Genomic DNA, 12,159 nt, shown 5'->3' on the forward strand with positions numbered 1-12,159 from the left:
GCGGTCGGCCTCACTGAATGGGAAGGTAGATATTACCTCGCTTGTATCAGATCGATCAACGCGCGCTGCGCGGCCAGGCAGGCAGGAAGGCCAGCAGATTCCCGGCCAGCACCAGCGCCAGTCCGCCCAGCGCAAGCGGCGTCCATTGATAGCCCTCGTAGACCGTGGAGATAGTCAGCGCGACAATAGGGAACAGCACCGTCGAATACGCCGCGCGGTCCGGGCCAATGCGCCCCACCAGCATCAGGTAGGCGGTGAAGCCGATCACCGAGCCGGGAATCGCCAGGTACAGCAAGGCGCCGAGGTAACGTGGCGCGGGATCGATAGTGAACGGCATGCCCAACGCCAGCGCCGCGACGCCCAGCGTGGTGGAGCCGATCAACATGGCCCAGGTGTTGGTCAGCCATGGCGTCAGGCCCAGGTTCAGCGACTGCATGCGGCTGGACAGCAGGTTCCCGCACGAGAAGCACAGCGTGCCGCCCAAGGTCAGCGCGAGGCCGAACAAGGTCAGGCTGTCATGCCAGTGGCCGGCCATCTGCGGCGCGAACAGCAGCACGATGCCGCACAGGCCGAGCAGGGCGCCCATCATCACCTGCGGCTTGATCGGACGCTTCATGAAAATGCGGCCATTGATGGCGTTCCACAGCGGCGCGGTGGAGAAGATCACCGCCTCCAGGCCGCTGGTGACCCATTTGCTGGCGTAGTAGAAGCACAGGAAATTCAGGCAAAACAGGGCGATGCCCTGGGCGAAAAGATAAGGCCAGGCCTGGCGTGGCGGCCACCATTTTCTGCGCGTGATGAGCAGGCCGGCCAGCAGCACGGCGGCAGCGATCCAGAAGCGGTAGGCGATGGACACCGGTGCAGGTACCACGCCCATCTGGAATGAAATGGCGATCCAGGTGGTACCCCAGATCAGGACAGTGAGAGAGTAGAGGAAGATATTCATGTCGCCAGCATGCCGGGACGGCGGCGGGGCGACTTGTCTGAAATTGCGCATTTCGCGGCGGCGGCCAGCAGCCTCGCTAGCAGCGTGCTAGACTTTCCTCATCATGAATGCACGCCCAGCCATCGCCAACGCGCTTGAACCATCCGCCATGCCGGAAGGGGCGCTGTCGCATTCCGTCTTCAAGACCATGTCGGAAACGGATGCGACGCTGGAGCGCTTTGCGTGGCTCGGGGACGAGCTGGCGGTGGCCATCTGGCGGCGCGATACGGTGATTGCTGAAACCTCCTACGACAAGCCGGGCCATCACACGCTGTCCTACTACATGGATGGCGGCCACCGCACCGAGCGCTGGGAGCTGCCTGGCATCTATGGCGCCCCCAAGCGCTTATGTACGCTGCCGGACTGGCACGAATCCAGCTGGACGGTGCGCGGGCAGATGCACTTCATGCACCTGTATTTTTTGCCCCAACACTTCACGCGCCGCGCAGTGGTGGAACTGGACCGCGAGCCACGCGAACTGACGCTGGCCGACCGCACCTATTTTGAACATGAACGCATCGGCCAGCTGTGTACCGCGCTGACGTCGATGTCGTGGGACGGCCCGGACGCGCAGCTGCGCGCCAACGAAGTGGCGCATGAAGCCCTGAGCCACCTTCTTTTGGCACAATCAGTGCCGCAGTATCAGGCACGCGTGCGCGGCGGACTGGCGCCCGTGGTGCGCCGCCGTCTTGCCGATTACATCGAGGCGCACCTGTCGAAGAACATCACGCTGGGCATGCTGGCGCAGCTGGCATGCATGTCCGAATACCATCTGGCGCGGATGTTCAAACTGTCGTTCGGCATGCCGCCATCCGCGTGGATTGCCGCGCGCCGCATCGAGTATGCGCGCCGTCTGCTCAAGACCAGCGGCCAGCCCTTGCAGCAAATCGCCGACGCCTGCGGCTATGCGGACCTGAGCCACTTCAGCCACCGCTTCCGCGACGCTACTGGCGCCTCGCCCAGCCGCTACCGCAGCATCATCGCTGCCTAATCCATAGCGGCTCTGCGGCCGATCAAATCTTCCTTGTCTCCAATCGCGGATAGTGTGCGTTCGTGCTAACCGCAGGGAGATTCTCATGGCAAGATGGATGCCCATGCATCTGAGCAGTGCTTTGTTAAAGGCGATAACTGCTACGATACTCATGCCCATTGGCGCTTTTGCCTCGCAGACGCAGGCCTTAATTTGCCCGGACGTCGTTCCAGCGGTGACAATAAAAGTTGACTATGTTTCCGACAAATGGCGCCCCAGTGTATTAACGGACTTTCGATTGAGCTCGGCCGGCTTTAATAATGGACCTCCCGAAAAGCATGCTGTCCTTAAACCGTATTCTGTTACCGACACTGGGCGGCGGTCAGTCGCGGTTTGGCGGTTTGACGAAGACGAATTTGCAGATGGCTTATGGCTGGCCTGCACTTATGGAGGCGCTGCCGGAGAGATCAGTTTGGCGCAACGTCTACCGGCAGGATATCGAAGCTGTTCGGTGAGCTATAGCCCCAGCACCAAAGCCGGGGCGCAGAAAATTGAGATCATCTGCCGTTGACTAATCCAGTTCCTGGATCAGCGCGACGATCTCGTCGCCGTAGGACGCCAGCTTTTTCTCGCCGACGCCGGAGATGCCGCGCAGGTCGTCCAGCGCCATCGGCCGGGCCTTGGCGATTTCGCGCAGCGTGGCATCGTTGAAGATGATGTAGGCGGCGACGTTGTGTTCGCGCGCGGTGCCCATGCGCCACGAGCGCAGGCGGTCGAAAATCTTCTGTTCTTGCGCCGACAGGTCGGTCTCCGCATAGCCTTTGGCAGCGCGGCTCGGTTTCTGTGGCTTGACCGGCTTCTGGTACTGGCGCAGCTGCACTTTCTGGCCGCCTTTGAGCACAGGGCGGGCGGCGTCGGTCAGTTTCAGCGAGCTGAATTGTTCATGGTCGACCGTCAGCAGGCCCAGTGCAATCACCTGGCGCAGGATGGCGCGCCATTCCTGCTCGCTGCGGTCGGCGCCGATGCCGAACACCGACAGCGAATCGTGATGCCAGGTCTTGATACGGTCGGTTTCCTGCCCGCGCAGCACGTCGATCACATGGCCTGCCGCAAAGCGCTGGTCGACGCGGTACACGGTGGACAGCAGCTTCTGCACCGGCACCGTACCGTCGAAGGAGACGGGCGGAATCAGGCAGGTATCGCAATTGCCGCAAGGGCCGGCCTTCTCGCCGAAGTAGTCGAGCAGGCGCACGCGCCGGCAGCTCAGCGTTTCGCACAGGCCCAGCATCGCATCGAGCTTGTTGCCCAGCACGCGCTTGAAGGTTTCATCGGCTTCCGATTCATCGATCATGCGGCGCTGGAGCACCACGTCCTGCAAGCCGTAGGCCATCCACGCGCTGGCCGGCTCGCCATCACGGCCGGCGCGGCCCGTCTCCTGGTAGTAGCCTTCGATACTTTTCGGCAGATCCAGGTGGCAGACGAAGCGCACGTCCGGCTTGTCGATGCCCATGCCGAAGGCGATGGTGGCGCACATGACGATGTTCTCTTCGCGCAGGAAGCGCGCCTGGTTGGCGGCGCGCACCGCGTGGTCCATGCCCGCGTGATACGCCATCGCGCGCACGCCGTTTTCGTTCAGGAACTCGGCCGTCTCTTCGACCTTTTTGCGCGACAGGCAATAGACAATGCCGCAGTCGCCGCCATGCTCGGTGGTGATGAAGTCCAGCAGCTGCTTGCGGCCATTGGCCTTCTCAACGATCGCATAGCGGATGTTGGGACGGTCGAAGGAGGAGACGAATTGCGCCGCATCTTCCAGCTGCAGGCGGTGCACGATCTCGGCGCGCGTCTGCGGATCGGCGGTCGCCGTCAGCGCAATGCGCGGCACATTCGGAAACTGCTCGTGCAGGATGGAGAGCTTGATGTACTCGGGGCGGAAGTCGTGACCCCATTGCGACACGCAGTGCGCCTCGTCGATGGCAAACAGCGCGATCTTCGAATCCTGGAACAGATTCAGGCAGCGCTCCGTCATCAGGCGTTCAGGCGCCACGTAGACCAGGTCGATCTCGCCGGTGCGCACCAGGCGTTCGATGCGGCTGGCTTCCTCGTAGGTTTGCGTGGAATTCAGGAACGCCGCGCGCACGCCGACTTCGGCCAGCGCGTCCACCTGGTCCTGCATCAGCGCGATCAGCGGCGACACGACCACGCCGACGCCATCGCGCAGCAGCGCGGGAATCTGATAGCACAGCGACTTGCCGCCGCCGGTGGGCATCAGGACCAGCGCGTCGCCGCCATTGGCCACCTGGCTGACAATCTCCGCCTGCTGTCCACGGAAGGCCGGATAGCCGAATACCGTTTGCAGCAAGTGGAGGGCGCGTTCGTTGATTTCCTGATGACTCATGATGCTACTACTGCTATTCAAAAGTTTAGTCGGCCCAGACAACGATGCCCAGATAGCCGGTGATCAGCACCACCAGGCCAAAGGCGATACGGTACCAGGCGAATACGGTGAAGGTGTGCGAGCTGATATAGCGCAGCAGCCAGCGCACGCACAGGAAGGCCGAGATAAATGCCGCCACCGTACCGACGGTGAACAGCGGCAGGTCGGCGGCCGACAGCAGCGCGCGCTCCTTGTACAGCGAATACACGGTGGCGCCCAGCAGGGTTGGAATCGCCAGGAAGAACGAGAACTCGGTCGCGACCTGGCGCGAGAAGCCGAAAATCATGCTGCCCATGATGGTGGCGCCGGAGCGGCTGGTGCCGGGAATCAGCGCAAACGCCTGGGCGATGCCGATTTTGAGCGCATCGACCGGGGTAATGTCATCGACCGAATTGATGCGGGCCGAGGCCGGATTGTTCTTGGCGCGTTTTTCCACCGACAGAATAATCAGGCCGCCGATAATGAAGGCCAGCGCCACCGGCACTGGTGCAAACAGCACCGCCTTGATGGTTTTGTTGAACAGCACGCCCAGTATGGCGGCTGGCAGGAAGGCGATCAGCACATTGAGGGCGAAGCGCTGCTGCTTCGGGTCGCCCAGGCCGGTCAGCACGGCGGCGATACGGGCGCGGTATTCCCAGCACACGGCAAAGATGGCGCCGGCCTGGATCACGATCTCAAACACCTTCATTTTCTCTTCCATGCCCTGGAACCCCAGCAGGTGCTCGGCAAGGATCAGGTGGCCGGTCGAAGAAATTGGCAGAAATTCCGTAAAACCTTCAACCAGGCCCATGATGAGGGCTTTCAATGCGAGAACGATATCCATGAATTAAGTATTTATACGTGGAAGTTGGGGAAAAGTGAGCGGCGAAGAAGGCGCCGGGGTCGAAGCTTACCATGTTCAGCCCGGTGTTTTCTGAATCTGACGCAAGCGTAATCAGCCCAAACCAAAAAAAAGCCCCCGCGAAAGGCCGCAGGGGCAAGAACTGCGACCGAAAGCAGCGTCGCAAGGGAGATGCTCGGCAAATCCGGGGTCAGGTCCGTCTTTTCTACACCAACTCAGCTTTGATATGGCAGAGCTCGTGTAGAAATGGCGGACCTGACCCCGAAGTGGGGTTAGAACGTGACGTCGAGGCGGGCGCCGAAGTAACGCTGGAAGTCGCGTGGCGGCATCCATTCGGTGGTGTTGACGGCGATCGGCGTGTTGGGCGCTTTCGGGCTCCAGGTGCCGTTGGCGATGGCATTGTTGAGGCCGGTCGCGTAGCGCTTGTCAAACAGGTTGTTGACCAGGAAGGTCACTTTGTAGCGGTCCTGCTTGTCTTTGACGCCAAAGCTCAGGTTGGTGATGCTGTAGGCGCCCTGGATGGTGGTCGGGTCCTGGCTCAGCGAGAATTGCGTGCGGCTCTGGTAGCGCGTGTTGCCGGCGATGAAGCCGTTGAAGCTTTGCGATGGCAGCATCAGGTCGTACTGGCCACCCAGGTTGACTTTGATCTTGGGCGCGTTGGGCAGGGTTTTGCCGGCCAGGTTCTGCACGAAGGTGTTGTTGTACTTGGGATTCTGCGCGCAGCCCGGGCCGGGCGTGCTGCCGGTGCCGGCCGCGTTGACGACGTTGTAGCACGGGCCGTTTTCAAATTCCTGGATCGTGGCTTCGGTGTAGGCGAAGCTGCCGTTCAGCTGCAGTTCGCGGGTGACGCGGACGCTGCCTTCGACTTCCAGGCCTTGGGTGCGCAGGCCGCCGATGCTGTTCAGACCGGTGCGGAAGGTGCCGTCGTCGTCAAAGAAGCTCGACGATTGCTGGAAGTGCTTGAAGTTGGTGCGGAACAGGGCCACGCTGAACATGGCGCGGTTGTCCAGCAGGCTTTGCTTCCAGCCCAGCTCGTAGCTGGTGGCGGTCTCGGGCGCGACGGCCGGCAGCTTGGCGGTGGCGGCGGTGAAGCCGGAGGTCAGGTCGTAGGCCTTGCCTTTGTGGCCGGTGGAGGCCATGGCGTAGAACATGGTGTCCTTGTTCAGGCGGTGCTCCAGGCCCAGCTTGTAGGTGCTGCTCTTGTCGGTGTCCGATTTGGTGTAGAACTCGGTCAGCGCGTGCGCTTGCGGCGGCACGGTGTAGCGGCGGAAGTTGTAGCCGGTGTCTTCATCGTTGTAGCGGGCGCCCGCGATCAGGCTGGTGTCGGCACGGAAGTCCCAGGTGCCCTGGCCGTAGATGGCTTTGCTGGTGTTCCAGGCGTCGGCGCCATAGGCGGTGCCGTAGGCCTGGATCAGCGGCGCCTTGGTCAGTTCGCGGGTCAGGTTGTTTTTGCCGTACCACAGGCCGGCCACGTAGCGCAGCGCGCCTTTGTCCGGCGAGGTCAGGCGGAATTCCTGGGTAGTGGATTTGACGTCAAAGTAGCCATACTGGTACAGGCCGCCGTGCATGCCGGTCGGCTGGCCGTTGGGCAGCAGCAGGAAGGGCAGGATGTCGACGTCGGTGTTGTCGTTGTCCTGGTAGTCGTCCATATGGTATTTGCTGTAGGACGAGATGGAGGTCAGCGTGTGGCCTTTGAGCGGGCTGTTGTCGTCAAACGCCCAGTCCAGTTTGACGCCGGTGCCGGCATCGTGGAATTTGCCGCCGGTGGGGTAGTCGTTGCGCACGTCGCGGTTGTCCGGGCCGATGGTGATGCCGGACAGGACCACCGACGGCGGCAGCTGCGGCGCATTGCGGTACAGCGCGCCCGGCGACATGGCGGTGAACGCGGTCGAGCAGCAGAATTTTTCGGTGCGGTTGTAGTGCGGCGTCAGCGTCAGGGTCAGCTGGTCGAGCGGTTGCCATTCCAGTTTGCCGCTGAGGTTGTCGCCCTTGCTGCCGTTGAGCTTTTTGCCGGTGGTGAGGTTGTTCAGCGTGCCGTCGAAGCTGGTCTTGCTGGCGGCCAGGCGCACGCGCAGCGTGTCGGACACCGAACCGCCGGTGCTGAAGCCGGCGCGCCATTCGTGGTCGTTGGTGACGTAGGTGGTGGCGTTGGTTTTCCATGGGCCGCCCAGCGGCTTGGTGGTGATGTTGATGGCGCCCGCGATCGAGCTCTTGCCGAACAGCGTGCTTTGCGGGCCTTTCAGCACTTCGATGCGGCCGACGTCGGCCAGGTCCTTGAAGGCGCCGGCCTGCATGCCGAGCGGGACGTCGTCGACGATCACGGCGACGTCGGCCTCGACGCCGATGCCCAGCGAGAAGGTGCCGATGCCGCGCATATTGATGCTGAAGTTGCCCGGCTGGGTGCCGTAGGACAGCGTCAGCGCTGGCGACAGCGCCGGTACATCTTCGAGGTCGCGCACGTTGGCGCGCTGCAGGACGGCGTCGTTGAGGACGGTGATGGAGGCCGGTACGTCCTGCAGGTTCTGCGCGCGCTTGTTGGCGGTAACGATCACGGATTCCAGTTTGCCGTTATCGGCCTGCTGGGCCATGACAGCGCTACCATATCCAAGTAAAGCAAGGGATACTGAAGCGGTGATGCGCCGGACTTTCGGTTGATTCGAATGCATATCGTGTCTCCTGTGTTGTCGATGTTATAGCTGTTATGGTGTGCTGCGTGGTGCTGAAACTAGGTTATGGTAGCGCTTCCATTTCTGGTTTAAAAAAATCCGCCGGCCGTCGCGCAGACGGCCAGCGGTCCGGTTTTATTGACTCTTGACCTGCAGCGGCGCCTTCAGTTTCTGGGCGTAGCCGCGCACGTAGGCGTCCCATGCGGCGGCATCGGCAAAGTCGCCGCTCTTGCTCCAGCCGGCGCCCATGTAGTAGACGAAGGGCTGGCCTGGTTGTGCGCTGCCGAGCGTCAGCATCTGCTTGTCGACGAGCTCAAAGCCGCTGACGCCTGCAGGCAGGATGACGGCGCAGCCGATGCTGCCATCGTCGCCGTGCGGCGGCTGCCAGTAGCTGTTGAAATGGTTGGCGCCATCTTCGGTGTTGTGGCTACCTTCGCCGTCACGGTGGACGATGCCCACGCCAACCGTCAGCGGCACCTTGCTGCTGCTGGCGAAGCGGCTTTCTACGCGGGTCATGTTGGAACCGGCGTCGATCGAGTAGCGCTTCACTTCCGAGACGCTGCGGCCGTTGCCGGCGTCCCAGCTGCCGTAGGTCAGTTCGAAGATGGCGCGCAGCGGGCCGTCGGCCAGCACTTTGTATTGGGTGAAGTTGGACGAGTTGTGCAGCTTGCCGTCAGCGTAGACGGTGGTGCCGCCGCAGCCGCGGCTCTGGCCGACGTCGTAGAAGTCCAGGCCTTCGCCGATATCGTGGTGGTACTCGCCGCGCTTGTACCATTTATCGACCACCGGTGTGCGTACCTTCTTGACCCAGACGTCAACGCCGCTGCTGATCAAGTGTTCTTTGGGATCCTTGATGATGGCGGGGCCGTAGACGCGGTGGGCAGTGCGGTCGCTCTCCCACGCGAAATCGTCGAGGCGTTCCGGCACAAAGCGCGCATGGGTTTTTACGTCAGCCGGTGGCACGGCGGCCAGGCGGCTGGCCGGCAGCACCAGATAGCGGCGCGTTTCGTTCGCTGCCAGGTTCACCGGAAACAGCAGCTGCTTGCCGATCACCTGCGAGTTGATGATGGCCGAGGTGGCGGCATCCATCACGACGGGCTGCTTGATGCCGGCGCCCAGTCGGACTTCCGCCAGTTCGTCGCCGCGCACGCCGTTGGTCGGATTGGCAACGCTGACGGTTTGCGGCCTGGTCTTGTCCAGCACTGCCATGCGATAGACTTCGCTGCCCGCCAGCAGGAAGCCGCCGACGCCATAGACCTCGGTCAGGTTATCGTCAAACACTTTCGGCGCCAGGCCGATCGGCTGCACGTGGGTCAGCTTGCCGTCGCTTTGCACGTTGGCGACCAGCGCGCTCCAGGCCTTCTGCACCGCAGGCTTGAAGGTCTTGGCATCCAGCAGGCCCTGGTTGAGGCCCCATGCAAACGCGTAGGTGTACAGCGCCGAGCCGCTCGACTCTTTCATCGGATAGGTGTCCGGGTCCAGCAGGCTGGCGCGCCACAGGCCATCTGCCTGCTGCAGCGTGAGCAGTTTGGCGGCCATGTCCTTGTACTGCTGCACAAAGCGCGGACGTTCGGGATGGTTCTCGGGCAGGTATTGCAGTACGCGTACCAGGCCGCCCATCACCCAGCCATTGCCGCGGCTCCAGTAGACCTTCTTGCCATTGGCCTCGCGCTTGTCGAAGTAGTTGGAGTCGCGGAAGTACAGGTGCTCTTCCTTGTCGTACAGGTAGTCCGAAGTCGCCCACCATTCGCTGATGGCGAAGTCGAGGTAGCGCTGGTCGCCGGTGATGGCCCACAGGCGCAGCCAGGCCGGTGGCGCCATGTACAGCGCGTCGCACCATGACCAGCGGTCCTGGTTGCCCTTGACGGTGAAGTCCAGCGTGCCGGTGCGGCGGTTGGCCAGGATGTCGTCAAAGCTGGCGCGCAGCGGCGCGATCATCTTCGGGTCATGGGTTTGCAGATACAGCTCGGCGTAGGTCTGGCCGACGATGTGGTCGTCCGCGTGATAGTGGTTGGGACCCAGGTTCCAGTTGTTCTTCTCGCCCATGGCGATCATCGCATCGCGGTATTTGCTGCTGCCGGAGATATTCGCCAGCGCCATGATGCCGTTGTAGCCTACCGCCTGCGTCCAGTCGTCCGGACGGTGCTTGCTGGGATTGGCCAGCTGCCAGTCGGCCACGCGCTCCATGGTGAACAGCACGGCTTTGGGATTGATGGCGGCCGATGGTGCGGCTGCTTGCGCGGCCGGTGCTTCAGCTGCAATGGCAGGTACGGCTTGGAACATGGCTGCTACGGCAGCCAGTACGGCAATACGCAGGTGCGACGATGTCATGCAGTTGTCTCCGTGGTGGATATATTTTTTATGCGTTATTTGTACATCGGGCCGGCCGTCACGAACGGGCCACCCTGGTAAATCGTGGTGGCATCGCCTGCTTCGGGATAGTCGGCGCTGTCCGGGAATTTGCCGGCGAACTCGCTGGAGCTGTGCTGCGGCGCATAGCCCAGGTGCGATGCATGTTTGTTGTCCCACCATTTGGTGGCGTTGTCCGAGGTGCCGAAGGTGATGGTGTGGCCCACGCGCGGCGTGAACAGCGAACGGCTGATTAATTGCACCAGGTCGTCGTAGGCCAGGTAGGTCACCATCATGCGGCTGTTCTTCGGCTCGGGGAAGGAGGAGCCGATGCGCAGGCAGACAGTCTCGGTGCCGAAGCGGTCGTAGTAGTAGCGCGACAGCGCTTCGCCAAACGCTTTGGAGATGCCGTAGAAGCCATCTGGACGCAGCGGCATGTGGGCGTCCACCAGGTCCGTGGTCTTGTAGTAGCCGACCACGTGGCTGGAGCTGGCGTAGATCACGCGCTTGACGCCGCACTTGTGGATCGCCTCGTACAGATGGTGCAGGCCGAGGATGTTGGCGTTCATGATGGGTTCAAATTTGTCTTCCACCGAAATGCCGCCGAAGTGCAGCACGGCCTCTACGCCCTCCATCATGCTCATGACTTTGTCGCGGTCGCCCAGATCACCGATCACGATTTCTTCGCCTTCGCGCGCCGGACCTAGATCCTTGACGTCATTCAGGCGGACGATATCGGCCCATTCCTTGGCGCGCTCGCGCAGGATGGAACCCAGGCCGCCTCCGGCGCCGGTCAACAGAATGCGTTTGAAAGGTTTTGTAGTGGTCATGGGTTGCTTTTATGGGATGGTAAAGGTATTGTGGTTAAACGTTTAATCGCAAGTATAACGAAATTCTCTTCGAGGTCAATCGATTCATGAAAAAGCCCGTTCCCACCATTCGCGACGTGGCCGCCGGCGCCGGCGTGTCCACCGCGACGGTGTCCAAGTTTGTCAACGGTACGCAGCGCTTTTCGCCGGGGGTGGAAGAGGCCATTACCAGAGTGATCGCGGAGCTGGGCTACCGTTCCAATCCGCTCGCGCAGTCGATGATTACCGGCCGCACGCAGAGCATCGGCCTGTCGGTGCTGGATGTGGCGAATCCGCACTTTGCCAGTGTGGTCAAGGGCGCCAACCGTGTCGCGCAGGCGCATGGCTACAATCTGCTGCTGGTCGATACGGAGGAAAATCCTGGCCGCGAACGTCCGCTGCTGGAGGCGCTGAGCCGCCGCGTGGATGGCCTGATCGTCTTCACGCGGATTGCGGAAGCGGAGATGGACTGGATGGTCGAACTGGGCAAGCCGCTGGTGCTGTTCGGCCGCCTGACGCAGCACGATATTCCGTGGGTGGCGGGCGACGACCATCGCGGTGCAGCCATGCTGGCGCGGCACCTGGTCACGCTGGGCCACAAGCGCATTGCCTACCTTGGGTTTTCCAAGTCGCGCCGCGACGAGGAGCGGCTGGCCGGCATCCGCGACTGCCTGGCCGACGTGGGCTTGTCGCTGGAAGTGTATGACGCCACTGCACCGTCGGCGCAGGAAGGGGAGCGCATGAGCTCTTCCATCATGCTGGGCGCCCAGCATCCCGATGCGCTGATCTGCTACAACGACTTGATGGCCATGGGGTTCATGAAGGCCGCGCAGACACTGGGCTTCCGCATACCGGGCGATATCTCGGTCGCCGGTTTCGACAACATCGCCTTTGCCAGCTATACCTCGCCGCCTTTGACCACGGTCGATCTGCAAAGCGAACGGCTGGGCGCAGCGGCGGTGGAAAAGCTGATTGCGCAGATCGAAGGCAAGGACGCCGATCACGCCAATATCATCGAGCCCAAGCTGGTCTTGCGGCACTCGACCAGCAACCATAATCGTTAGTG

Annotated in this window: 9 protein-coding genes; 3 read left to right on the forward strand and 6 right to left on the reverse strand. The window is 62.1% G+C overall.

Translation table 11 applies throughout. The annotated features are described in order from the left end of the window. Positions 1-55: 55 nt before the first annotated feature. Entirely contained in the window at positions 56-946 is an 891-nt protein-coding gene (locus GTP58_RS15705; protein ID WP_161078272.1) for a DMT family transporter, read from the reverse strand. A gap of 103 nt (positions 947-1,049) precedes the next feature. On the opposite strand from GTP58_RS15705, the gene GTP58_RS15710 reads away from it, so the two are divergent. Further along, positions 1,050-1,976: a helix-turn-helix domain-containing protein gene (locus GTP58_RS15710; protein WP_161078273.1), complete on the forward strand. Its 927-nt coding sequence runs from the start codon at positions 1,050-1,052 to the stop codon at positions 1,974-1,976. 103 nt (positions 1,977-2,079) lie between these two features. Continuing rightward, the gene (locus GTP58_RS15715) at positions 2,080-2,526 is read left to right on the forward strand and encodes an STY0301 family protein (RefSeq protein WP_161078274.1); all 447 of its coding nucleotides are present in this window, start codon (positions 2,080-2,082) and stop codon (positions 2,524-2,526) included. Here the strand turns inward: GTP58_RS15715 and recQ are convergent, their stop codons facing one another. The 5 genes from recQ to GTP58_RS15740 all read right to left on the reverse strand — a co-directional run bounded on the left by recQ (position 2,527) and on the right by GTP58_RS15740 (position 11,075). Beyond that, positions 2,527-4,350, reverse strand: a complete 1,824-nt coding sequence (gene recQ, locus GTP58_RS15720) for a DNA helicase RecQ (RefSeq protein ID WP_072785759.1) — start codon at positions 4,348-4,350, stop codon at positions 2,527-2,529. Positions 4,351-4,375: 25 nt separating this feature from the next. Then, positions 4,376-5,212 carry an undecaprenyl-diphosphate phosphatase gene (locus GTP58_RS15725; RefSeq protein WP_161078275.1) on the reverse strand — a complete coding sequence of 279 codons (837 nt, stop codon included), beginning with the start codon at positions 5,210-5,212 and terminating at the stop codon, positions 4,376-4,378. Between the two features lie 290 nt (positions 5,213-5,502). Beyond that, complete coding sequence (locus tag GTP58_RS15730) at positions 5,503-7,896, reverse strand: TonB-dependent receptor (protein WP_161078276.1); 2,394 nt, start codon at positions 7,894-7,896, stop codon at positions 5,503-5,505. Between the two features lie 135 nt (positions 7,897-8,031). Continuing rightward, on the reverse strand, positions 8,032-10,227 hold the full coding sequence (locus GTP58_RS15735; protein WP_161078277.1) for a glycoside hydrolase family 88 protein: 2,196 nt from the start codon (positions 10,225-10,227) through the stop codon (positions 8,032-8,034). Between the two features lie 35 nt (positions 10,228-10,262). Further along, the gene (locus tag GTP58_RS15740) at positions 10,263-11,075 is read right to left on the reverse strand and encodes an NAD(P)-dependent oxidoreductase (protein WP_161078278.1); all 813 of its coding nucleotides are present in this window, start codon (positions 11,073-11,075) and stop codon (positions 10,263-10,265) included. Between the two features lie 86 nt (positions 11,076-11,161). On the opposite strand from GTP58_RS15740, the gene GTP58_RS15745 reads away from it, so the two are divergent. Then, on the forward strand, positions 11,162-12,157 hold the full coding sequence (locus GTP58_RS15745) for a LacI family DNA-binding transcriptional regulator (protein ID WP_072785769.1): 996 nt from the start codon (positions 11,162-11,164) through the stop codon (positions 12,155-12,157). The last annotated feature ends 2 nt before the right edge of the window (positions 12,158-12,159 follow it).

This window comes from Duganella sp. CY15W, from assembly GCF_009857555.1.
GTDB lineage: Bacteria > Pseudomonadota > Gammaproteobacteria > Burkholderiales > Burkholderiaceae_D > Rugamonas > Rugamonas sacchari.

Bases quoted from the DNA above. Each gene is read 5' to 3' on its own strand.
- GTP58_RS15735 (WP_161078277.1), bottom strand. From the start codon at position 10,227: ATGACATCGTCGCACCTGCGTATTGCCGTACTGGCTGCCGTAGCAGCC.
- GTP58_RS15740 (WP_161078278.1), bottom strand. From the start codon at position 11,075: ATGACCACTACAAAACCTTTCAAACGCATTCTGTTGACCGGCGCCGGA.
- GTP58_RS15745 (WP_072785769.1), top strand. From the start codon at position 11,162: ATGAAAAAGCCCGTTCCCACCATTCGCGACGTGGCCGCCGGCGCCGGC.
- GTP58_RS15705 (WP_161078272.1), bottom strand. From the start codon at position 946: ATGAATATCTTCCTCTACTCTCTCACTGTCCTGATCTGGGGTACCACC.
- GTP58_RS15730 (WP_161078276.1), bottom strand. From the start codon at position 7,896: ATGCATTCGAATCAACCGAAAGTCCGGCGCATCACCGCTTCAGTATCC.
- GTP58_RS15710 (WP_161078273.1), top strand. From the start codon at position 1,050: ATGAATGCACGCCCAGCCATCGCCAACGCGCTTGAACCATCCGCCATG.
- GTP58_RS15725 (WP_161078275.1), bottom strand. From the start codon at position 5,212: ATGGATATCGTTCTCGCATTGAAAGCCCTCATCATGGGCCTGGTTGAA.
- recQ (WP_072785759.1), bottom strand. From the start codon at position 4,350: ATGAGTCATCAGGAAATCAACGAACGCGCCCTCCACTTGCTGCAAACG.
- GTP58_RS15715 (WP_161078274.1), top strand. From the start codon at position 2,080: ATGCATCTGAGCAGTGCTTTGTTAAAGGCGATAACTGCTACGATACTC.